Origin of the sequence: Streptococcus rupicaprae, assembly GCF_040545225.1 — a bacterium.
GTDB classification, from domain to species: domain Bacteria; phylum Bacillota; class Bacilli; order Lactobacillales; family Streptococcaceae; genus Streptococcus; species Streptococcus rupicaprae.
Genome location: NZ_JBEPLO010000022.1, coordinates 1 through 21,212, shown reverse-complemented (window position 1 = coordinate 21,212; position 21,212 = coordinate 1). Strand labels below are relative to the sequence as shown.

Here is a 21,212-nt window from a genome sequence, read left to right as displayed (position 1 = left end):
ATGCTCGGTAGCTAATCATACTGTCGCTTAGTAGAAAAATGGAGACCATTATGCCAGATGTTGTGATTGAGAAGAATCCTTCAAGACTGATTCACTTTTTGATATTCTATCTCCTATTTATCCTTGTTAGTGTAGGCTTTGTGGGTTTTTCAAAAGGCATAGAAGCTGCAATCTTGATAATTGCCTTCTTTGTTCCACTGGTAGTCTTATTGCTTGTATTTTTTCTATCAGTCATTAACCCTAAAAGGCCTTGGGTGCTAGTGACTGAAACAGGTATAACCTACTATGCCAATCGCTATCGTCCCTTGTGTTTGAAGTGGTCTGATATCAGAGAGATAGGCTGTAAAGATATCAACATCCACCGTGGGGGGCGCGAGAGGGTCATCATATTGACTTTGGTTCAACCCAGGACTTTCTTCGGTGGACATGAGAAAATCTTGAGTTTGCGCTGGGCTAAGGATATTAGCATGGATGACTGTATTAAGTTATTGCAGACCTATCATTACTATGCTAAAGACAAAGGATGAGATTAACGAGGTTGAACTATCCATTGACAGCCTCTTCCCTATCTGCTACAATGTAGTTAATAAAACTACAAGGAGAAGATGATGACAACACCAGTTTCTGTGCGATTTGATGAGACCTTGAGCGACCTTTTGACACGGGTTACTCAGGACCGTCACACGACTAAGGCAGACTTTATCCGCCAGGCAGTGACAGAGAAGTTAGAGGACATCTATGCCATTGAGCTGGCTGATGAAGCCTATGCGACTTGGCTAGCAGATGGCAAGTCAACCCATAGCCATGAGGACTTTATGACACGCTATGGCTAAGTACGATATTCAATACGCTCCGAGTTTTTGGGTGGATATGGACAAGCTTGACCGTGGCACGCAACGGCAGATTGCCAGGTGGATTCATAAGCATTTGCATGATGTGGATTTTCCAACGGTACCAGGCAAGGTGCTCAAGGGGAATTTGGCCAATCATGTCCGTTTCCGCTGTGGGGATTATCGGATTATTGCAACCATTGATGAGGGCAATTTTGTCATTCTCAACCTGCATATTGCCCACCGTCGAGCGGTTTATAAGACGAAGAAGTAAGTTGCGACTTACTTTTGTCTTTTTTAGGTGATAGAGGAGTCGGGGTAGATGGAAGATTATGTGATTAAACGGGATTAAGAAGAAACTCCGTCGTTGGTCCTTGATTCTGGCCTTATTTTCATTATTTCTGTTAGTTTTTAACTTTATTTATCTAGCTGAGCTGGATAGTTGGCAAGACTGGGTTGCAGCCACTATTTTGGTCTTGGTGAGTTTGGCGATTATGTTTTCTAGTTTTGTGTTTCTTAGGCAATTCGTTTATGGAAGTTCTATCTTTCTTAAATTAACAGAAGAAGGTCTGTCTTATTATGGCTATGGGCTTGGAAGGAAGTCATTCGATGTTAAATGGACAGAAGTTGAGCGTATTTTTCATACTAAGATAGAACGCCGTGTCAAATATAGGACAATTACAACACATTTTATCTCATTTGATTTTGTTGATCCTGACATTATTTGGAAAGACACTCGCTTTTCTGGTCGATGGATTTGTTGCTTCTCTAAACTTATCAAAAAAGATATCGAAATGGTGACCTAGATATTGTCCTATCCACCACTGACCATTCAGATGACCAGATTTAGGACGTGATTGATTTAATGAAGCAGTACCATCAAGCAGCCCTAGTAAAGGAGAAGCGAAAAAGATTTCCCCCATCACCCCCTCGGACAACGCCGTTATCGCTACCCTCATCCGCCAATGCCTAGAAGACGAAGGGTTAGCCTTTCCTGGAACGGCCTACTTTGACCCGCAGTTGGATGATTTGGCGGGCTACTATGACAACCTGCCACGTAGTCAGTACCTGATTATCCAAGAAGATGATCAGGTCGTTGCTTGCGGTGGCTTTGGTCCTATTTCAGATACAGTTTGTGAACTGCAAAAGCTCTATGTGGCTCCAGCTGCAAGACGAAAAGGTTACGCCAGCCAGCTCATAAGAGAGATTGAAGAGCGAGCAAGAAGTTTTGGCTATCAGCAGATATACTTAGAAAGCTCGACCAAGCTGGTTGCTGCCCTCAAACTCTATGAGAAGATGGGGTACAGGCACTTAGCTCAGCCATTGACCCAAGAAACAGGCCACTACCTCATGGATGTCTGGATGGTTAAGGATTTGAATGTTATACTCTGATGTTATCAGCTGAATAGCCCTAACAAACGAAGGAAGCTTTGGTTTCCCTATTTCCAAGCTTCAACAGTTGTTGCACTGCCTGTTGAAGTCGTATGGATAGGAGTGCCAAAGGTTCGGAGAACTTTTGCAAGTTGGAAATAGTGCTGACGACATCAGCGCCAAAGAAGGTCTGGGAAGTAACTGCTTTAGCTCGAACCTAAAAATACAAGAGTGAGGAAATCGAATTCTGATGAATGACCGATTGAGTCCCATTCTCGTTCTAAATTTATAAATGTCATCAAAGTACTAAGTACCTATATTATAAGTGTTCTAAATTCAAACAAGTGAAAGGGAGATATGATGAAAGTAGCGATTATCGGAGCAGGGATTGTGGGGGCGACAGCCGCTTACTACCTGTCTAAGGAAGCAGATGTTGAAGTGACCATTTTTGATGAGGGGGTTGGTCAGGCGACCAAGGCGGCAGCAGGCATTATCTGTCCCTGGTTTGCCCGCAAGCGCAACAAGAATTGGTACAAGATGGCCCGCTTAGGGGCTGATTTTTACCAGACCCTAGTAGCGGATTTACAGGCAGATGGTCACGATACCTCCTTTTATGAGCAGGTGGGGGCTGTCGTGATCAAATCCCGTCAGGACTTTCTGGAAGAGACGCTTGAGCTAGCCCTGACCAGACGGGAAGAATCTCCCCTCATGGGTGAGGTCAAGTTGATGAGTCAAAAGGAGCTAGATGACCGTTTTGAAGGGATTTCTGGCTTTGATAACTATCTCTGGGCCTCTGGTGCGGCTAGATTAAACGGTGCTGGCTTGGTTGACACTCTCTTGGCGGCCAGCGAAGTGACGGTAGTACCGAAAAAGGTCGGTTTTGAGCGGGGGACTGATGGCCGTTACATCATTGAAGGACAGATTTTTGATCAGATCATTCTGGCTTGCGGAGCCTGGTTGCCATTTGTTTTAGAAGAGCATGGCTATAAGGTTGCTGTTCGCCCGCAAAAAGGACAGATTATTGATTATCAGTTTGATAACTTCGACACAGGACCTTACCCTGTCATCATGCCACATGGGGAAGGTGATATTATTCCGTTTCGTGATGGGAACTTATCTGTTGGCGCCTCCCATGAGGATAAGATGGGATATGACTTGACCTTGGATGAGGAAATCTTGGCTGGACTTGAAGCCAAAGCTCTGCCATTTTTTAGAAAAATAACTGACGCAGACCGAAAGGCGTACCGTGTGGGGATTCGTGCCTACACGCCAAACTTTGCCCCCTTCTTTGGTCAAGTGCCTGAGATGGCAGGGATTTATGCAGCCAGTGGCCTCGGATCGTCCGGCTTGACAACGGGGCCACTTATCGGACGTGAGTTGGTGCATCTGGTCATGGGAACGACTGGCCAGCTCAATCCAGCAGATCATCCGATCGAGCCGATGGTGGTGCGAGACGCAAACTGACAAAATCCCCAGGCTATGCTATAATAAGGGGAATACACAAACAAGGAGTTTACCGATGAAAGGTATTATTCTAGCAGGTGGGTCCGGGACTCGCCTTTACCCACTGACACGGGCGGCTTCCAAGCAGCTTATGCCAATCTACGACAAGCCCATGATTTACTATCCCTTGTCAACCCTTATGTTGGCGGGAATCAAGGAAATCTTGATCATCTCCACACCGCAAGATTTACCTCGTTTTGAGGATATGTTGGGAGATGGGTCTGAGCTGGGAATTTCCCTGTCTTACGCAGTACAACCAAGTCCAGATGGTCTCGCACAAGCTTTTATCATTGGAGCGGATTTCATTGGCGATGACAGTGTCTGCTTGATTTTGGGAGACAACATCTACCACGGCAACGGCCTGACCAAGATGCTCCAGCGTGCTGCCTCTAAGGAAAAAGGTGCAACTGTCTTTGGTTACCAAGTAAAAGATCCAGAACGCTTTGGTGTGGTTGAGTTTGATGAGAATATGAACGCCATTTCCATCGAGGAAAAACCAGAGGTGCCTAAGTCAAACTTTGCAGTCACTGGTCTTTATTTCTATGACAATGATGTGGTCGAGATTGCTAAAAACATCAAGCCAAGCCCTCGTGGTGAGCTGGAAATTACCGATGTCAACAAGGCTTACTTGGATCGTGGAGATTTGTCTGTTGAACTCATGGGGCGTGGTTTTGCTTGGTTAGATACTGGTACACATGAATCATTGTTGGAAGCAAGCCAGTATATCGAAACCGTACAACGTCTGCAAAACGTGCAAGTAGCAAATCTTGAAGAAATTGCCTACCGTATGGGCTACATCACTAAAGAGCAGGTCCTTGAATTGGCACAGCCACTGAAGAAAAATGAATACGGACAATACTTGCTCCGTTTGATTGGAGAAGCCTAATGACTGAACAATTTTTTGACAAAGAGTTAGCCTGCCGCAAGATCGATGCCATTCCAGGGCTCTTGGAATTTGACATTCCTGTTCGCGGCGATAACAGAGGCTGGTTCAAGGAAAACTTCCAAAAAGAAAAAATGGTGCCACTGGGCTTTCCAGAGAGCTTCTTTGCTGAAGGTAAGTTGCAGAACAATGTCAGCTTTTCCCGTAAGCATGTCTTGCGTGGCCTTCACGCTGAGCCGTGGGATAAGTATATTTCTGTAGCTGATGGCGGTAAAGTTTTGGGAACTTGGGTTGACTTGCGGGAAGGTGAGACTTTCGGCAACACCTACCAGACCGTGATTGACGCCAGCAAAGGTATCTTTGTTCCCCGCGGTGTGGCCAATGGCTTCCAAGTCCTATCAGACACTGTGTCTTACAGCTATCTGGTCAACGACTACTGGGCCTTAGAGCTCAAGCCTAAGTATGCCTTTGTCAATTACGCAGATCCAAGTCTCGGCATTGAGTGGGAGAACCTCGCAGAAGCCGAAGTGTCAGAAGCTGATAAAAACCACCCGCTACTCAAGGATATTAAGCCTTTGCGGGCGGAGGATTTGTAATGAGTACTGATAACTTAACCATTTTAACAGATAGTTTTGAAAAGGGCGATTCAGGAGAATATGTCACAGGGCTAACCATTATATTAGATGGTCCTATCAAGTTCGCGTTTGATGCTGCTAAAGAAAAAAATAATTATAAGACAGATGCTGAAGTCTTGTATGATGTTATTTCCATAGGACTGGAGAAAATCTTAAGAGGAGAATAAGGCGAGCAAAGCAAGCCTAGAAAGATAGTTTCCGCAGTGGTGAAAAGACCGCTAACGGTACATTGGCGGTCTCGGAAAAGTTGAGACTTTAGGCTCAACTTTTAGGAATGGAATTCCGTAGGAAGTCGCTTCGGTCCACACGACTTTAGAAAACGATCAAAAATAAAAAAATCGGAGAAAACATGTCAACATTTAAACACATCATCGTCACAGGTGGAGCTGGTTTCATCGGCTCAAACTTTGTGCACTACGTTTACAACAATCATCCAGAGGTCCGTGTGACCGTTCTTGACAAGCTGACCTACGCGGGTAACCGTGCCAACTTGGAAGCCATTCTCGGCGACCGTGTGGAGTTGGTAGTTGGCGATATCGCTGACGCTGAGTTAGTGGATAAGTTGGCTTCCCAAGCGGACGCTATCGTCCACTATGCGGCGGAAAGCCACAACGACAACTCGCTCAACGATCCATCACCCTTTATCCACACCAACTTTATCGGAACCTATACGCTCTTAGAAGCAGCCCGTAAGTACGACATCCGTTTCCACCATGTGTCAACGGATGAAGTGTATGGTGATCTGCCATTGCGCGAAGATTTGCCAGGACACGGTGAGGGGCCAGGCGAGAAATTCACAGCTGATACCAACTACAACCCATCATCGCCTTATTCGTCAACCAAGGCAGCCTCTGATTTGATTGTGAAGGCCTGGGTACGCTCTTTCGGTGTGAAGGCGACCATTTCCAACTGTTCAAATAACTACGGTCCTTACCAGCACATCGAGAAGTTCATCCCACGCCAGATTACCAATATCTTGGCAGGTATCAAGCCAAAACTCTACGGGGAAGGCAAGAATGTCCGTGACTGGATCCACACTAATGATCATTCAACAGGCGTCTGGGCTATCTTGACCAAAGGCCGTATGGGGGAAACCTACCTGATTGGTGCTGATGGTGAGAAGAACAACAAGGAAGTTCTGGAGCTGATTCTTGAGAAGATGGGGCAGCCTAAAGATGCCTACGACCATGTGACGGACCGTGCTGGTCACGACCTTCGCTACGCCATTGACGCCAGTAAGCTCCGTGATGAGCTGGGTTGGACGCCAGAATTTACCAACTTTGAAGCCGGTATCGAAGAGACCATCAAATGGTACACGGATAACCAAGACTGGTGGAAAGCAGAAAAAGAAGCGGTTGAAGCCAAGTACGCTCAAACGCAAGAAGTGATTAAATAAGATTGAAAACAGCCATCAGGCTGTTTTTTTGGTATAATGGGGTTAATGAACGAACAAAGGAGTCCTTATGATTTTAATTACAGGTGCCAACGGGCAACTCGGAACAGAGCTACGCTATCTTTTGGATGAGCGTGGGGTAGAATATGTTGCGGCAGATGTGGCAGAGATGGACATTACAGATGCGGGTAAGGTAGAAGCATTTTTTGCAGAAGTGAAGCCAACGGTTGTGTACCATTGTGCAGCCTACACAGCGGTAGATGCGGCAGAAGATGAAGGCAAGGAACTCAACTACGCCATCAATGTGACAGGAACGGAGAATGTTGCTAAGGCAGCAGCCAAATACGGTGCAACCTTGGTTTATATCTCGACAGACTACGTTTTTGAGGGGCAAAAGCCAGTGGGCTTGGAGTTGGAAGTCGATGAACCAGCCAACCCACAAACAGAATATGGCCGCACCAAGCGTTTGGGTGAAGAAGCGGTAGAAAAATATGCGGATAAGTATTATACAGTCCGGACAGCGTGGGTTTTTGGAAACTATGGGAAAAACTTTGTGTTTACTATGCAAAACCTAGCGGAAACCCGTGATACTCTGGGCGTTGTCAACGATCAATTTGGACGTCCAACCTGGACCCGCACTCTAGCTGAATTTATGGTGCACTTGGTCGAAACCAAGCAAGAGTTTGGCTACTATCACTTGTCCAATGACTCTGAAAAAGGGATTTCCTGGTATGAGTTTGCCAAGGAAATCTTAAAAGACAAGAATGTCACGGTCAATCCTGTATCTTCAGACCAATTCCCAGCCAAGGCCAAGCGTCCGCTTAACTCCACTATGAGCCTGGCCAAGGCCAAAGCCACAGGTTTTGTAATTCCATCTTGGCAGGAGGCCTTGGAAGCATTTTACAATCAAGCAAAGAAATAGTCTTTTTATCTCTTGGCTATACTTGCTATAAAAGGAAGGAATTAGTATGAAAAAGAGTGTTCTCCTTACCCTCTCAGTTTTAGTTTTGACTTCTTGTTCCCAAACTAAAGTCAAGGAATCTAATGTGCCAGAGGTTCCTGTTCAAGAAAATGTCGAGGCTTATGTCCAAAAGTTTCATCAGCAGAGTCTAGTTGACGGAGAATATTCGGAAGAAGAAGTTACTATGCCTGATGATGAGCGCAAGGCTGCCTATGATGCTCTGCAATCCTTTAGGGAAGACAATGAGGACCGAAAGGAAATCTTAAATGCGCTTGATATTGTAGACGAATTCTATATTAATAATAATAGCATGCAGGCGACTCGGAAAGCTTACGGTGTTAAGTCAGAAGATGAGATCTATCAAAATCAATACACCTATCTGATGGAATCTTTTGGACTTAAAGAAGATGCAAAGCTGTCTTTTCAAAATAAGGAATATAAGGCAAACGAGTGGGGACCGAAAGCTCTAAAAGTGACAGTCAATACTCTGCAGCAATCAGCGGCTTATGAGATTAACTTCGCCAATTATGATCGGAAGGCTCAAAAAGTCTATCTGCACTTGTCTGTCCCTACTGTGGATACCTTCCAGTATATTGTTTTTGCGACTTATCGTGACGATTATCAAGATTTTTTTGAACCACTGGAAGATCTTTTAATGGAAGAGGATCGGACTACGGAAGAATGGCTAATAGCGAAATTTCTTTACTATACCAAAGCAGTTGGGGGTGAAGAAGGTGCAGCCCGTCTTTCGGGAATGACCTGGGGGAGTTTGAGTGATCTTTATCTGGCGTTGGATGTTGCTAAGGATGGTTCGATTCAACTCACTGATGAGATGGTGGGCGCTTTAGCTCAAGTTTCAACTTCTGAATCTAACGAAAAATTAGCTCCATTGTTTGAAGAATTAGAAACAACAGACTAGCTTTGAATGGTTAAATGAAAAAATGGTCAGGATAACTAGCATTTTCTGAAAAAATGTGGTAAACTATTTTTAGCGAAGGGCTTTTAATGCGATCCAGAGAGGTTGCAAAGGCACGTAGAACCGGAAAACTACTAGGCCCTATTGCGAATAATAAGGGCCTTTTGTCTGCCCGGAAAAGAGGAATTATGGAGTCGAGTGCTTCACGCGTGAATTTATTGTTGGATGTGGATCAAAATCCACCGCTCGCAAAAGGATTGTTGCTCAGTGTGCAACACGTTTTTGCCATGTTCGGTGCCACTATCTTAGTGCCCTTGATTTTGGGAATGCCCGTATCGGTTGCCCTTTTTGCTTCAGGGATCGGGACCTTGATTTATATGGGGGCGACACAGTTTAAGGTACCTGTTTACCTTGGATCATCCTTTGCCTACATCTCTGCCATGGCCTTTGCTATTGAGCAGATGGGCGGTGATATCAAGGCAGCCCAGACTGGGGTGGTACTCGTCGGATTGATTTATGTCCTTGTAGCGGCTTTAGTCAAGGTTTTAGGAACCGCCTGGATTGATCGTCTCTTGCCACCGATTGTTATCGGTCCGATGATTATGGTCATCGGTTTAGGTCTTGCAGGATCTGCTGTAACCAATGCTGGCTTTGTTGCAGATGGTGATATCAAAAATATCGCAGTTGCTATCGTCACTTTCCTAATTACAGCTTTTATCAATACCAAGGCCAAAGGTTTCCTGAAAATTATTCCCTTCTTATTTGGGATTATCGGCGGTTACATTGTTGCTATCTTCTTCGGTTTAGTTGATTTTCAGCCTGTTCTTGATGCTAAATGGCTGGAATTACCAGGCTTCTACCTGCCATTTGAAACGGGTGGTCTCTTCAAAACTTATGACCTTTACTTCGGTCCTGAGACCTGGGCCATTTTGCCAGTAGCAGTTGTGACCATTGCAGAGCATATCGGTGACCATACGGTCTTGAGCGAAATCTGTGGCCGTCCGTTCTTGAAAACACCAGGATTGCATCGGACCTTGATTGGGGATGGTGTTGCGACAGCAGTCTCTGCTTTTATCGGAGGTCCTGCTAATACGACTTATGGAGAAAACACTGGTGTCATCGGGATGACGCGGATTGCTTCGGTTTCTATCATTCGAAATGCAGCTGTGATTGCTATCGGACTAAGCTTCTTAGGGAAATTTACAGCCCTGATTTCAACGATTCCAACAGCTGTGTTGGGCGGTATGGCCATTTTGCTCTACGGTGTAATTGCTAGCAATGGTCTCAAGGTTATGATTGAAAAACGAGTTGATTTCCGTCAAGTACGCAATCTAATTATCGCTAGTTCAATGCTGGTGCTTGGTCTGGGTGGTGCTGTATTGGAAATAAGTGCAGTGACCCTATCAGGAACAGCACTCTCAGCCATTGCAGGGATTTTGCTCAACCTTATCCTGCCAAAAGAAGAAGCCTTTGACGACCATAAGGTCGAAGATCTTCTTGAAAAATAAGCCTTGAACGGCGAACAGAATAACGTGAGAATACGGTCAGTTGCTTGCTGCAAGGCTTGAAACTCATAAGCAAGGAACATTATCATAAAAAAACACGGAAAGATTTCTGGTTAACAGACTTCTAACCGTGTTTTTTTGCTATGGATAAATGAGGTAGTCTAATGGGGCTAGTCGGTAGGGTTGTGATTTGTAGTACAATTTATGGATTAGAAGATAATCAAAAAAGCCCTAGAGGCAAGGCTTTTGAGCGCATGCTTCTAAGGCTTTGATAGGCATGTTTGGATTTCTCTGAACTTTTGGCTTAGTCTTTGTGACTGACAATGCCGATGATGACATCAACCGCTTTTTCCATAGTTTCTAGGCTGACAAACTCAAAACGTCCGTGCATGTTTTCGCCACCAGCGAAGAGATTGGGAGTAGGAATCCCCATAAAGGAAATCTTAGAGCCATCTGTGCCGCCCCGAACGGGCTCAATCAGAGGAGTGATGCCTAGGTTTTCCATGACCGTTTTAGCGATGGTGATTGGGGTCATGTCTTTTTCGATGATTTTCTTCATGTTATAGTACTGGTCGTGCATCTTAAGGATGATACGGTCTGTGTCCAGACTGGCGTTCATCTTATCTGCGATAGACTGCATGTAAGCCTTACGGGCCTGGAAATCCTCATCCTCGAAATCTCGGATAATGTAGTTGGCAAATGCCTGATCAACCGTACCTTCTAATTTCATCAGATGGTAGAAGCCCTCGTAACCTTCGGTCAATTCAGGCCGGTCTTTTTCAGGCAACTGCTGGTGGAAATCCATGGCGAGCTGAAGGGCATTGACCATGCTACCTTTCGCGGTACCAGGGTGGACATTTCGCCCAATAAATTCAAGTTGGGCAGCAGCAGCGCTGAAGGTATCGTACTGCAATTCCCCCAAGGGACCACCATCAACCGTATAGGCAAAGTCAACATCAAAATCCGCCACATCGAACTTGTCTGCACCGATTCCGATTTCCTCATCTGGGCCAAATCCAACACGGATTTCACAGTGCTTGATGTCAGGGTTGGCAACCAGAAATTCCACGGCAGTCATGATTTCAGCGATGCCAGACTTGTCATCGGCTCCTAGAAGGGTTGTCCCGTCGGTTGTAATCAAGGTTTGTTCCATATAATTCTTAAGTTGAGGAAAATCCTTGGTGTTAAGCTCATAGCCAGAACTTCCTAGGGCAATAGCAGAGCCGTCGTAGTCGGTGATGACTTGAGGATTGACATTTTCCGCATTGAAGTCAGCCGTGTCCATATGAGCGATAAAACCGATTTTGCGCGTTAAACCAGGATCGTTGGCAGGCAGGGTCCCCACACAGAAGCCATTGGAGAGGTAATGGACGTTTTCAAGCCCAATACGCTCCATTTCAGGTAATAAGACATTCTTGGCAAAGTCAACCTGTGATTGGGTCGATGGGGTAGTAGTCGAGGTCTCGTCAGAACGTGTATTGACCTTAACATAGGTCAAAAAACGCTCCAATAAATTTGGGTAAGTCATGATAAACTCCTTATCTAAAATCTCTTTGTCAATAGTTCCAGTTTACCATAAAGTCCCTTAAAAGGCTAGTTCACAAGATGACACATATGGGCATGAAAACAGCAGACCTTATTTTCGTTTTCTCATCATGAGGCTAAGAGAGTTTTATACATTTCGTTGAAAACGGATACAAAGTGTGCTATACTAAATTTAGCAAGAAGATTTGAAGAAGGAGAGCATCAGATGAAAAAAAGTCAATTATTGATTAGTGGATTTGGGCTTCTTTTACTTGTTTTGCTAGCTGTGAGTTTGATGTTTACTGCTCCTTATGTCAGCTACCATGAGACTGGTATTTATGACCGTGACAGCAATGTCCTCTATGTCTTTAACAGTCAAGAAACAAGAGATCGCATGTTAAATCCTTTCTCTGGTATCAAGCTATCAGATTTACAAGAGAAAGCTCAGGAGTTATCGCGTCAAGAAACTTTCTTGACCTCACAGCCTCTAGCTCATTATGATAATCGCCGTGGAACAGCCGAACAAACATTGAGCTATGCTAGCCATGGTGGCAGTAGCTATGAAATTGAGGGGTTGCAGTTTCGATCAGGTGTTAAAGGGTTTAAGGCGCGTTACGATTTCCCGGTTCCAAGTGGGCAAGAAGCAACTGCTGTCTATAAGGTAAAAGTAGAAGAAGTAAACTACAGTTACCAGGACTCTGTAGTTTCTGAGTTCAGCTTTAAACTGATTCGTGCTTTGGAAGATCCCTTTATCATGGCTGAGTACAAGGATGAGTGACTGGGATTTGGCTTGACTTAATAGCTCAATTGGTGTGGTCCAGTGATGAATACCTTGGTAATTGGAGAGCGAGGCAGTCGCTTTCTCCTTTAAGGGGTTCTACGGACCAGCGCTGCTTCCAGACATCAATGAATCTTGAAGCTTAAAATAGTTTATGCATAAAATAACCCCCCACAGACCTTGCCGTTCTGTAGGGGATATTTTATAAAATGATTACCTAGTTAATAGCAGCAAGCAGGGCATCTGCTTGAGCTTGAAGTTCTGCCAATTTGTCAGCATCTAGGACCAATTGGCCATCTGCCCAAGCAGTGTCGTTAACACGGGTACCTGTGAATGGTTCTACAGCAGTGGTGCGGATAAATGGCAAGAGGTTACGGTAGATATCAAAGACCTGATCATGGCCGCCGTTAGCAACAGAAGAAACAGTTACAGCTTTGCCATTGAGGGCAGAAGGGCCTGTAGGATCGGTCAAATCGATGGCACGGCTCAACCAATCGAGCAAGTTTTTAACTGGTCCAGGGATTGAGAAGTTGTAAACTGGTGAGAAAATCCAGATAGCATCTGCGTCTTGCACGGCTTGACGAGCCTTGTCAACAGAAGCTAGGACAGGCAATTCCAAATCTTGGTTAAAGACAGGCACATCAGCATACTCCAAGTAGCTCACATTTGCCTTACCTTCAAGGGCCTTCTCAGCAAGTTGGGCCAACTGGTGGTTGAAGGAACCTTGACGAAGGGAACCGACGATAAATAAGATGTTAGACATAAGATTTCTCCTTTTAAATAATGAGCTTTAGCTCATGGAATAAATCTAGTATAATCTTTTTGTCACTAATTAGCAATAATTTAGCTCAGAACTTTAAATTTTTTCAGAAGGGCAACCAGTTGCTCTTTTTCAGAGTCTTCCAAGACGGTGAAAATCTGACCGAGATTTTGGTAGTGTTCTGGCAGGATTCCCTCGATAAATTGCCTCCCTGCGTCGGTTAAATCAATCAGGTAAGACCGTTTGTCTTGGGGATCGCACTGGCGAATGATCAAGCCGTCTCGTTCTAAATTTTTGATGACGACAGTCATATTGCCAGAAGTGGTTAGCATCTTGTCAATCAGGTCTTGGATACGCATCTCGCCTTTGTTATACAAGATTTCTAAGACACCAAACTGGGCCAGTGTCAGCTTGTTTTCTCGAATGAGGGGGAATTCCAGCTGATTGATGGTGTGCATGGTCCGTCTGAGTGCAATCAGGCAATTTAAGGCAGAGCGATTATGGTCAATAATTTCTTGAATATCTATACTTTTCATAGGTCAATTTTAACAGAGCAGAAGGAAATAAGCAAGTTTACTACCTGAATCTTCAATTAAGCGACAATAAAGGGCTTTAGGAGGTAATATTTTTACTTCAAAGCTGGCAAGTTTTTGAATTTTAGTGTATAATAAGCAACAGATTATATCAGAAAGAGGCTTCTGTGAAAAGACGATTATCGACTGGGAAACAAGTTATTTTGGGATTGACAATAGTGCTTGTGGTTCTGGTAATCTCAGGGCTTACGATTTTCTACCACGCGCTTTATCCCTATCGATCTGCAAGGAGAGAGGTTGAGGCGCTTGTCAAGCAGCACATGGACCTTTCAGAGATTAATCACTTTGCCATTTTTCATCATCAAGAGAGCTACTATAGCTTGGAGGCTAAGGGGCAGACAGGGGAGTCCTTGTTGGTTCTTGTCCCACAGGATGGAAGAGATATTCTAGTTTATCAAGCCACAGAAGGGATCAAGGCCTCTGAGGCAGAGGAGATAGCAAGGAATTCTGGTGCGCAATCGATTCAAAAAACAACTTTTGGGCTCTTCAATCAAGTTCCTGTTTGGGAAGTTTATGCGGATGGGGGCTATTACTATATTGGGTTTGAAGAAGGGGACTTGGTCTCTGAGGAGGGCTTATGAAACTATCACAACGTGTGTTAAATATGGAGGAAAGCGTGACCTTAAAAGCAGCAGCAAAGGCTAAGGCTTTAGCCGCTCAGGGGCGCGATATTCTCAGTCTCAGCTTGGGGGAGCCAGATTTTGTAACGCCTAAGCATATTCAGGAGAAGGCGATTGAATCCATTCAAAATGGAGCGGCCAGTTTTTACACGGTTGCTAGCGGTATGCCTGCTTTGAAAGAAGCTATTAGTAGCTATATGGAGACTTATTATGGCTACCCTGTGCCTGCTAATGAGATTGTTGCGGGGACAGGTGCTAAGTTTTTGCTCTATGCCTTCTTCATGTCTGTTTTAAATCCTGGTGATGAAGTCATTATCCCAACACCTTATTGGGTGTCTTATGCGGACCAAGTCAAGTTAGCAGAAGGTAAGCCTGTCTTCGTTGAGACGACAGAGGCTAATCAGTTTAAGGCGACCGTGGAGCAGTTAGAGGCTGCGAGGACTCCTGAGACTAAAGTGATTTTGCTCAATTCTCCCTCCAACCCGACTGGGATGATCTATGAGAAAGAAGAGCTAGAGGCCATTGGAAATTGGGCCGTAGAGCACAATATTGTAATCCTTGCTGACGATATCTATGGTCGTTTAGTTTATAATGGCAATCAATTTATTCCGATTTCTAGCTTGTCAGACGCCATTCGTCAGCAGACCATCGTGGTCAATGGTGTGTCTAAGACCTATGCGATGACAGGTTGGCGGGTCGGTTGGGCAACGGGTGATGCTGAGATTATCTCTGCTATGGCTAAAATCATCAGTCAGACGACATCCAACTTAACAACTGCAGCCCAATACGCTGCAATAGAGGCTCTGACAGGGGATCAAGATTCAGTAGAAGAGATGCGCCAGGCCTTTGAGGAGAGGCTCAATACAATTTACCCACTGTTAGCAGAAGTTCCTGGCTTTAAAGTTATCAAGCCTCAAGGTGCTTTCTACCTCTTCCCAGATGTGTCTGAAGCGATGAAATTAAAAGGTTTTACAGATGTCACAGCCTTTACCGATGCTATCCTAGAAGAAACGGGTGTAGCGGTAGTGACAGGAGATGGCTTTGGAGCCTCTAAAAATATCCGCCTCAGTTACGCCACTGATATTGATACCTTGAAGGAAGTAGTGACACGACTGAAAGCCTATATGGAAGAGTAAGCGGTAGTTCAAAAAAATAGTTGAGTACTATCTGCTGGCACAAACATTTAAAGCTTTTTGGGGCGTATCATTAAGTTAAGATGTCATCTGTGGTAAGATTTGAAATAGTTTGCAGGAAAAGCGAAGCTAAATGAAGTGAACCACTAAAACGACACTTCTCGCTGTGACTCTACCTGTGACAATATTGATATACTTTGCAGGAAAAAATCAGCGAGCGAAAAGTGAGCTATCAATGAATTTTTCTGCCGTGGTGACCTCTTCAGAGCCATTGAGTCATAGTATAGAAAAAACTAAGAAGAACCAGCTAAGTCTTGTCAAATTGTCTTCAGTCAGGACTATCTAGCTACAATCTAAAAATTGCGAGCACACCAACCCCCGAAAGACAGTTTTCGCTGTGGTTTAGCCGGCACTTCTGGAACTGTGGCTCAGAAGTAAGTATGGAAAATCCAGTCTGATGAGTGTCTTGGAAACTTTATGGCAAGGGAGTTGACCCAAAGCGTTCCTAGAGGTTCAAAGATTTAGTTTTCAACGTCCCTACCACCTAAGAGAACTGTCAAAACAAAAAATAAGAAGAAAAGAGAAATTATGTCAAGAAACCTCATTACCATCAACCAAGTTCCCCAACATCTGGGCCAAGAAGTCACCATCGGTGCCTGGGTGGCCAACAAATCAGGAAAAGGAAAGTTAGCCTTCCTCCAACTCCGTGATGGAACGGCCTTTTTCCAAGCGGTAGCCTTCAAGCCAAACTTCATTGAAACATTTGGCGAAGAAGAAGGAACAGCTAAGTTTGATACCGTTAAACGCCTCAGCCAAGAAACGTCCGTCTATGTGACGGGTATTGTCAAGGAAGACGAGCGTTCCAAGTTTGGTTATGAGCTAGATATCACTGATATTGAAGTCATTGGCGAATCCCAAGACTACCCGATCACACCAAAAGAGCACGGGACAGACTTCCTTATGGACAACCGTCATCTTTGGCTTCGTTCCCGTAAGCAGGTGGCTATTCAGCAGGTCCGTAACGCCATTATCTATGCGACCTATGAATTCTTTGATCAAAATGGCTTTATCAAGTTTGATAGTCCAATCCTGTCTGGCAATGCTGCTGAGGACTCGACTGAGCTCTTTGAGACAGACTACTTCGGTCAACCAGCTTATTTGAGCCAATCTGGTCAGCTCTACTTAGAGGCGGGTGCCATGGCTCTTGGACGTGTCTTCGACTTTGGCCCTGTTTTCCGTGCGGAAAAATCAAAAACCCGCCGTCACTTGACCGAGTTCTGGATGATGGACGCTGAGTATTCCTTTGTGACCCACGAGGAATCTTTGGATTTACAAGAGGCCTACGTTAAGGCACTGATCCAAGGTGTTATCGACCGTGCCCCGCAAGCTTTGGAAACTCTGGAGCGTGATGTGGATTTACTTAAGCAGTACATCGCTCAGCCATTCAAGCGTGTCTCTTATGACGATGCTGTGACCCTGCTCCAAGAGCACCAAAACGACGAAGATGCGGATTACGAGCCAATGCAGCACGGTGATGACTTCGGTTCACCGCATGAAACGTGGATTTCCAACTACTTTGGTGTACCGACCTTTATCGTTAATTACCCAGCCAGCTTCAAGGCCTTTTACATGAAGCCGGTGCCAGGCAACCCAGAGCGCGTGCTCTGTGCGGATCTCTTGGCACCAGAGGGTTACGGGGAAATCATCGGTGGGTCCATGCGTGAGGATGACTACGAGGCGCTTGTGGCCAAGATGGATGAGCTGGGTATGGACAAGTCAGAGTACGAGTTCTACCTTGATTTGCGGAAATACGGTTCAGTCCCACATGGTGGCTTTGGTATCGGGATTGAGCGCATGGTGACCTTCGTTGCTGGCAGCAAGCACATTCGCGAATCTATTCCATTCCCACGGATGTTACACAGGATTAAGCCTTAATAAGGGCGATGAGGCAGGTGACATTTTTTTGAAAAATGATAGTATTTTCTCAAAAAGCTTAATCAGTCCTCTAGTTTTTCAACTATAATTGACTATAATAATACTGTCCCTGTGGAATTTGATTCCTTTTGGGACTTTTTTGCTTTCATAAGGATTCAAGGAGGACGAAGTCAGCAGTGTGTTTAGCCTTCCTGTGAAGATAGTTTTATTTTGCTTAGATGATGCTAAAAACCAGCCCCGAAATGGGAGCTGGTTAGCTTCTAAAATGGGTTGGAAAACGGCACACCATCTGTTTCAGTAACAGTTTGAGTGCTATTTTCTTTGAGTTTTTGGTAAAAAATCGCTCGAGCGGTTGTGATGTAGGGAATAACATAGATGGCTGCTAGGCCGAAAGTCACTCCAACTAAAATCCACCATCCAACAAAACTAAATTCTAACCAGAATAGCTTCTTTTTATAGCCCTTCATCAACTTTCGGCTCTGTGTGATTGCGTTAGTAGCGCCGCTATAATGATCGTATTCAATCTGATCCCAAAGCGTAAAATGTGCCATAGAGTAGCTAAAGTTTTTGGCAATAAGAGGTAAAAAACAGAGAATTCCAAGGAGGATTACCAAAATAAAGAATGGAGCAGGGATAGCCACCCCATTAAAAAAGATCAAAACGATCAACTGAGCTAAGATTTCTATAATGAGCAGAAAGGCAAGGTAAGACGGAATGCTCCATAAGAAGAGGAAGAGCCATTTCATAAACAAGACAGCAAAGGTCTTGCCAAAAAGCCCTTCTTTAAAGGCAAGGAAGGAATCCTTAAAATTGACCTCAGTTGACTGCTTACGATAAGTTTGTAACATCGTCCAACTGACGCTGACCTGGATAAAACTTCCCAGAATACTAATGGTCAATAAAAAGACACTACCTGCAAGGAGGCTGGCTGCCTCTTGATCAGTCAGTCCAGTTTGGTTGAGCTCTCGGATTTCTTGTATAAACCGTGTCATGAACTGAAAGATGAAGATGAGAATCGGTAAGCTAAATAGGGCGTATTTCCCCTTTAAGCTAGCCAGTAAGCGTCGAGCTTCAGCTCGGATATCATAATTTTCCATAAAACCTCTCTTTCATTATTGCTTATTATAACAAAAAAATCCTACTAGGAAAACCTTATGGACTAGAAATATGGTATAATCAAGTCTGTATCAAATCAACTAGGACTGTTTTTCCTAGGAGGAGGAAGCGATGACAGATCATCCAATCAAATACCGTCTGATTAAGACGGAGAAACACACCGGTGCCCGTCTGGGAGAGATTATCACCCCCCACGGGACCTTCCCAACCCCTATGTTTATGCCAGTCGGCACCCAGGCCACCGTCAAGACCCAGTCTCCTGAGGAGCTCAAGGAAATGGGCTCAGGCATCATCTTATCCAATACCTACCACCTCTGGTTGCGGCCTGGTGATGAGCTGATTGCCCGTGCGGGAGGCTTGCACAAATTCATGAACTGGGACCAAGCCATTTTGACTGATAGCGGCGGTTTCCAGGTTTATTCGCTGGCTGATAGCCGCAACATCACTGAAGAGGGAGTGACCTTTAAAAACCACCTCAATGGCTCTAAGATGTTTCTCTCCCCTGAGAAGGCCATCTCCATCCAGAACAATCTGGGCTCAGATATCATGATGAGTTTTGATGAGTGTCCGCAGTTCTACCAGCCTTATGACTATGTCAAAAAATCCATCGAGCGGACCAGCCGTTGGGCTGAGCGTGGACTAAAGGCCCACCGTCGTCCGCATGATCAAGGTCTCTTTGGAATTGTCCAGGGGGCTGGTTTTGAAGACCTCCGTCGTCAATCGGCGCAAGATCTAGTCAGCATGGACTTCCCAGGCTACTCCATCGGTGGTCTGGCTGTAGGCGAGACCCACGAGGAGATGAATGCCGTTTTGGACTTCACCGTACCAATGCTGCCGGACAACAAGCCCCGTTACCTGATGGGGGTTGGGGCACCTGACAGCCTGATTGATGCGGTGATTCGTGGGGTCGATATGTTTGACTGTGTTTTACCGACCCGTATCGCCCGTAACGGGACCTGCATGACCTCAGAAGGTCGCTTGGTGGTCAAAAACGCCCAGTTCGCAGAAGACTTTACGCCACTTGACCACAACTGTGATTGCTACACTTGTAAGAACTACACTCGTGCTTATCTTCGTCACCTGCTCAAGGCTGACGAGACTTTCGGCATTCGTCTGACCAGTTACCACAACCTTTACTTCCTGGTCAACCTCATGAAAAAAGTCCGCCAGGCTATCATGGACGACAATCTGCTTGAGTTCCGTCAGGACTTTATGGAGCGTTATGGTTATGGCAAGAATGGACGGAATTTCTAAAGACGGGGGCAACCTCGTTTTTGTTGTATGATATAATGAAAAAAAGGAGGCGATGCCATGATTGTTTTTCGAAAACTGACCTTAGCGGATGAAGTGGCCTACAGGGCATTTGAAAAGGCTATGTTAGAAGATAAGAAGGTTAATCCCTATGTTGAGTGGTGGCATGTGGAGGATTTCCCAAAATTCGTCACTGATAATCACCAATCTGAACAGAAACAAGAAGGACAAAGCTGGTCAACTTATACACGCTACTTCGCCTTTTTAGATGGTCATATAGTTGGGTTTCTTATCTGTTTTTGGGAAATAGACCACCCAGATTGTCAGAAGCTAGGCCATGTCGGTTACATTGTTGCGCCAGCCTACCGTAGACAGGGGCTGGGAAGGAGGTTTCTAACCTTCGCTAAAGACCGTTACCGTGAAAAAGGGATGGCTTCTGTTCTTCTAGTAACTGATCAGGCTAACATAGCTAGTCGAGGATTGATTGAACAGTTAGGTGGCCAGTTGGTCGCCTTGGAAGAGATTGACCATCTGGAGAAAAGCTTGCAGGCAGCTCGCTACCAACTCAGAACGGAGGACTTATGAAAGACCGATTTTTAAACCAACTGACCAGCTACTTAACCGACGGTCAATCTCATACCATCCGAATCTTTGGACATGGGGCTTCTGGCAAGAGCAGGCTAGCGCAGGACTTGCTTGCCATGCTTGACCCTAAACTGGTCAACCTGATTGAGACGGATGCCTACATCATTGATGGCCAGCTCCGCCAGCAAGTGAGGCCCGCCCTTTTTCCTGACCAGAAAGTGACTGCTTCTCTGCCAGTCACACATGAATTGGCTAGTCTGAAAAGAGATATCCAAGCCCTGCAAAAAGGGATGGATGTGCTGACCATTGACTGCTTGCCTTGGGCACCTCAAAAGGTCTTGCCTGGGACAAAACCGCTTTTGATTGTCGAAGGGATGTCAGCGGCCTTTCTGGACAAATCGCTTTTTGACCTGTCCATTGCCTGTTACACCGATTCAGAGACAGAGTTGGCTAGACGCCTGGAGCGAGATGTGGCTCACCGTGGTCGAGTGGTGGCTTTTGTGACCAATACCCACCAAGCCCGCCGTCAGCAATATGAAACCTATCTGGAGCCGCTCCTTCAGGAGGCAGATTTTGTCATCAATCAATCGAAGAACCAATTCGCCATAGAAAAATGGTCTAGAAAAATTACGAAAGAGACAGAAAGATAGTTCAGTTAGTCTCTGGAAAATGAGTAACTTTCTTGAGAGAAGCCGATAAGCGTGGCGCGTCCAGTGGACAGTCGAAGAACTGATTTTAGAAGCACGAAAGGCATTAGATAAAGAAATTTATGTTATCAGGCTGTGAATGAATATTTTTAAGAGAAATGACTATATTTGATAGAATTGAAAGTTCTAAAATGAAGTTAGCCACTTAAAGTGCATGAAAAAAACACCTCTATGTTATACTTGTAGTCGACGAAAACACAAGAACAGGACATA

Annotated in this window: 24 protein-coding genes; 20 read left to right on the top strand and 4 right to left on the bottom strand. The window is 45.0% G+C overall.

All coding sequences use genetic code 11. The features are described from left to right. The first annotated feature begins 50 nt into the window (after positions 1–50). The 13 genes from ABID29_RS09230 (at position 51) to ABID29_RS09170 (ending at position 10,000) form a co-directional block, all read left to right on the top strand. Complete coding sequence (locus tag ABID29_RS09230) at positions 51–527, top strand: hypothetical protein (protein ID WP_354365868.1); 477 nt, start codon at positions 51–53, stop codon at positions 525–527. Positions 528–608: 81 nt separating this feature from the next. Further along, complete coding sequence (locus tag ABID29_RS09225; RefSeq protein WP_354365867.1) at positions 609–833, top strand: DUF6290 family protein; 225 nt, start codon at positions 609–611, stop codon at positions 831–833. Next, positions 826–1,104, top strand: a complete 279-nt coding sequence (locus ABID29_RS09220; RefSeq protein WP_354365866.1) for a type II toxin-antitoxin system RelE family toxin — start codon at positions 826–828, stop codon at positions 1,102–1,104. Before ABID29_RS09225 ends, ABID29_RS09220 begins: the two co-directional genes overlap by 8 nt. Before the next feature lie 100 nt (positions 1,105–1,204). Then, positions 1,205–1,636, top strand: a complete 432-nt coding sequence (locus tag ABID29_RS09215) for a hypothetical protein (RefSeq protein WP_354365865.1) — start codon at positions 1,205–1,207, stop codon at positions 1,634–1,636. A 214-nt stretch (positions 1,637–1,850) separates the two neighbouring features. Then, positions 1,851–2,222: a GNAT family N-acetyltransferase gene (locus tag ABID29_RS09210; RefSeq protein ID WP_354365864.1), complete on the top strand. Its 372-nt coding sequence runs from the start codon at positions 1,851–1,853 to the stop codon at positions 2,220–2,222. Between the two features lie 339 nt (positions 2,223–2,561). After that, complete coding sequence (locus ABID29_RS09205; protein WP_354365863.1) at positions 2,562–3,665, top strand: NAD(P)/FAD-dependent oxidoreductase; 1,104 nt, start codon at positions 2,562–2,564, stop codon at positions 3,663–3,665. Between the two features lie 55 nt (positions 3,666–3,720). After that, a complete protein-coding gene (gene rfbA, locus ABID29_RS09200) occupies positions 3,721–4,590 on the top strand; it encodes a glucose-1-phosphate thymidylyltransferase RfbA (RefSeq protein WP_354365862.1) in 870 nt (289 codons plus the stop codon). After that, positions 4,590–5,183 (top strand): dTDP-4-dehydrorhamnose 3,5-epimerase family protein, encoded by a 594-nt coding sequence (locus ABID29_RS09195; RefSeq protein ID WP_354365861.1) that lies wholly within the window; start codon positions 4,590–4,592, stop codon positions 5,181–5,183. Before rfbA ends, ABID29_RS09195 begins: the two co-directional genes overlap by 1 nt. Next, positions 5,183–5,389 (top strand): hypothetical protein, encoded by a 207-nt coding sequence (locus tag ABID29_RS09190; RefSeq protein ID WP_354365860.1) that lies wholly within the window; start codon positions 5,183–5,185, stop codon positions 5,387–5,389. The genes ABID29_RS09195 and ABID29_RS09190 overlap by 1 nt, the downstream gene beginning before the upstream one ends. Before the next feature lie 182 nt (positions 5,390–5,571). Beyond that, the gene (gene rfbB / locus ABID29_RS09185) at positions 5,572–6,618 is read left to right on the top strand and encodes a dTDP-glucose 4,6-dehydratase (RefSeq protein WP_354365859.1); all 1,047 of its coding nucleotides are present in this window, start codon (positions 5,572–5,574) and stop codon (positions 6,616–6,618) included. A gap of 67 nt (positions 6,619–6,685) precedes the next feature. After that, on the top strand, positions 6,686–7,537 hold the full coding sequence (rfbD, locus tag ABID29_RS09180; protein WP_354365858.1) for a dTDP-4-dehydrorhamnose reductase: 852 nt from the start codon (positions 6,686–6,688) through the stop codon (positions 7,535–7,537). A gap of 46 nt (positions 7,538–7,583) precedes the next feature. Next, positions 7,584–8,495 carry a hypothetical protein gene (locus ABID29_RS09175; RefSeq protein WP_354365857.1) on the top strand — a complete coding sequence of 304 codons (912 nt, stop codon included), beginning with the start codon at positions 7,584–7,586 and terminating at the stop codon, positions 8,493–8,495. A gap of 185 nt (positions 8,496–8,680) precedes the next feature. Then, entirely contained in the window at positions 8,681–10,000 is a 1,320-nt protein-coding gene (locus ABID29_RS09170; protein ID WP_354365856.1) for a uracil-xanthine permease family protein, read from the top strand. Between the two features lie 301 nt (positions 10,001–10,301). On the opposite strand, the gene pepT is transcribed toward ABID29_RS09170, so the two are convergent. Beyond that, positions 10,302–11,525, bottom strand: a complete 1,224-nt coding sequence (pepT, locus tag ABID29_RS09165) for a peptidase T (RefSeq protein ID WP_354365855.1) — start codon at positions 11,523–11,525, stop codon at positions 10,302–10,304. 222 nt (positions 11,526–11,747) lie between these two features. On the opposite strand from pepT, the gene ABID29_RS09160 reads away from it, so the two are divergent. Next, on the top strand, positions 11,748–12,299 hold the full coding sequence (locus ABID29_RS09160; protein ID WP_354365854.1) for a hypothetical protein: 552 nt from the start codon (positions 11,748–11,750) through the stop codon (positions 12,297–12,299). 217 nt (positions 12,300–12,516) lie between these two features. Here ABID29_RS09160 and ABID29_RS09155 read toward each other — a convergent pair whose 3' ends face one another. Both ABID29_RS09155 and ABID29_RS09150 read right to left on the bottom strand, forming a co-directional pair. Then, positions 12,517–13,062 carry an NADPH-dependent FMN reductase gene (locus tag ABID29_RS09155; RefSeq protein ID WP_354365853.1) on the bottom strand — a complete coding sequence of 182 codons (546 nt, stop codon included), beginning with the start codon at positions 13,060–13,062 and terminating at the stop codon, positions 12,517–12,519. Positions 13,063–13,142: 80 nt separating this feature from the next. Next, a complete protein-coding gene (locus tag ABID29_RS09150; RefSeq protein ID WP_354365852.1) occupies positions 13,143–13,595 on the bottom strand; it encodes a MarR family winged helix-turn-helix transcriptional regulator in 453 nt (150 codons plus the stop codon). A gap of 164 nt (positions 13,596–13,759) precedes the next feature. Here ABID29_RS09150 and ABID29_RS09145 point away from each other — a divergent pair, with 164 nt between their 5' ends. From ABID29_RS09145 to asnS, 3 genes are all read left to right on the top strand, one after another. After that, positions 13,760–14,233: a cell wall elongation regulator TseB-like domain-containing protein gene (locus ABID29_RS09145; RefSeq protein ID WP_354365851.1), complete on the top strand. Its 474-nt coding sequence runs from the start codon at positions 13,760–13,762 to the stop codon at positions 14,231–14,233. Further along, on the top strand, positions 14,230–15,408 hold the full coding sequence (locus tag ABID29_RS09140; protein WP_354365850.1) for a pyridoxal phosphate-dependent aminotransferase: 1,179 nt from the start codon (positions 14,230–14,232) through the stop codon (positions 15,406–15,408). Before ABID29_RS09145 ends, ABID29_RS09140 begins: the two co-directional genes overlap by 4 nt. Before the next feature lie 585 nt (positions 15,409–15,993). Beyond that, positions 15,994–17,340, top strand: a complete 1,347-nt coding sequence (gene asnS, locus ABID29_RS09135) for an asparagine--tRNA ligase (protein WP_354365849.1) — start codon at positions 15,994–15,996, stop codon at positions 17,338–17,340. 260 nt (positions 17,341–17,600) lie between these two features. Here the strand turns inward: asnS and ABID29_RS09130 are convergent, their stop codons facing one another. Beyond that, on the bottom strand, positions 17,601–18,437 hold the full coding sequence (locus ABID29_RS09130; protein WP_354365848.1) for a DUF975 family protein: 837 nt from the start codon (positions 18,435–18,437) through the stop codon (positions 17,601–17,603). A gap of 130 nt (positions 18,438–18,567) precedes the next feature. Between ABID29_RS09130 and tgt the strand changes: the two genes are divergently transcribed. From tgt to ABID29_RS09115, 3 genes are read left to right on the top strand one after another with little or no spacing between them, the layout of a single operon-like run. Next, the gene (gene tgt / locus ABID29_RS09125; protein ID WP_354365847.1) at positions 18,568–19,710 is read left to right on the top strand and encodes a tRNA guanosine(34) transglycosylase Tgt; all 1,143 of its coding nucleotides are present in this window, start codon (positions 18,568–18,570) and stop codon (positions 19,708–19,710) included. A 57-nt stretch (positions 19,711–19,767) separates the two neighbouring features. Next, complete coding sequence (locus ABID29_RS09120) at positions 19,768–20,292, top strand: GNAT family N-acetyltransferase (protein WP_354365846.1); 525 nt, start codon at positions 19,768–19,770, stop codon at positions 20,290–20,292. Beyond that, positions 20,289–20,942, top strand: coding sequence for a uridine kinase family protein (locus tag ABID29_RS09115; RefSeq protein ID WP_354365845.1), 654 nt, complete (start codon positions 20,289–20,291; stop codon positions 20,940–20,942). Before ABID29_RS09120 ends, ABID29_RS09115 begins: the two co-directional genes overlap by 4 nt. Positions 20,943–21,212: the final 270 nt, after the last annotated feature.

Bases quoted from the DNA above. Each gene is read 5' to 3' on its own strand.
- ABID29_RS09230 (WP_354365868.1), top strand. From the start codon at position 51: ATGCCAGATGTTGTGATTGAGAAGAATCCTTCAAGACTGATTCACTTT.
- ABID29_RS09225 (WP_354365867.1), top strand. From the start codon at position 609: ATGACAACACCAGTTTCTGTGCGATTTGATGAGACCTTGAGCGACCTT.
- ABID29_RS09220 (WP_354365866.1), top strand. From the start codon at position 826: ATGGCTAAGTACGATATTCAATACGCTCCGAGTTTTTGGGTGGATATG.
- ABID29_RS09205 (WP_354365863.1), top strand. From the start codon at position 2,562: ATGAAAGTAGCGATTATCGGAGCAGGGATTGTGGGGGCGACAGCCGCT.
- rfbA (WP_354365862.1), top strand. From the start codon at position 3,721: ATGAAAGGTATTATTCTAGCAGGTGGGTCCGGGACTCGCCTTTACCCA.
- ABID29_RS09195 (WP_354365861.1), top strand. From the start codon at position 4,590: ATGACTGAACAATTTTTTGACAAAGAGTTAGCCTGCCGCAAGATCGAT.
- ABID29_RS09190 (WP_354365860.1), top strand. From the start codon at position 5,183: ATGAGTACTGATAACTTAACCATTTTAACAGATAGTTTTGAAAAGGGC.
- rfbB (WP_354365859.1), top strand. From the start codon at position 5,572: ATGTCAACATTTAAACACATCATCGTCACAGGTGGAGCTGGTTTCATC.
- rfbD (WP_354365858.1), top strand. From the start codon at position 6,686: ATGATTTTAATTACAGGTGCCAACGGGCAACTCGGAACAGAGCTACGC.
- ABID29_RS09175 (WP_354365857.1), top strand. From the start codon at position 7,584: ATGAAAAAGAGTGTTCTCCTTACCCTCTCAGTTTTAGTTTTGACTTCT.
- ABID29_RS09170 (WP_354365856.1), top strand. From the start codon at position 8,681: ATGGAGTCGAGTGCTTCACGCGTGAATTTATTGTTGGATGTGGATCAA.
- pepT (WP_354365855.1), bottom strand. From the start codon at position 11,525: ATGACTTACCCAAATTTATTGGAGCGTTTTTTGACCTATGTTAAGGTC.
- ABID29_RS09160 (WP_354365854.1), top strand. From the start codon at position 11,748: ATGAAAAAAAGTCAATTATTGATTAGTGGATTTGGGCTTCTTTTACTT.
- ABID29_RS09155 (WP_354365853.1), bottom strand. From the start codon at position 13,062: ATGTCTAACATCTTATTTATCGTCGGTTCCCTTCGTCAAGGTTCCTTC.
- ABID29_RS09150 (WP_354365852.1), bottom strand. From the start codon at position 13,595: ATGAAAAGTATAGATATTCAAGAAATTATTGACCATAATCGCTCTGCC.
- ABID29_RS09140 (WP_354365850.1), top strand. From the start codon at position 14,230: ATGAAACTATCACAACGTGTGTTAAATATGGAGGAAAGCGTGACCTTA.
- asnS (WP_354365849.1), top strand. From the start codon at position 15,994: ATGTCAAGAAACCTCATTACCATCAACCAAGTTCCCCAACATCTGGGC.
- ABID29_RS09130 (WP_354365848.1), bottom strand. From the start codon at position 18,437: ATGGAAAATTATGATATCCGAGCTGAAGCTCGACGCTTACTGGCTAGC.
- tgt (WP_354365847.1), top strand. From the start codon at position 18,568: ATGACAGATCATCCAATCAAATACCGTCTGATTAAGACGGAGAAACAC.
- ABID29_RS09120 (WP_354365846.1), top strand. From the start codon at position 19,768: ATGATTGTTTTTCGAAAACTGACCTTAGCGGATGAAGTGGCCTACAGG.
- ABID29_RS09115 (WP_354365845.1), top strand. From the start codon at position 20,289: ATGAAAGACCGATTTTTAAACCAACTGACCAGCTACTTAACCGACGGT.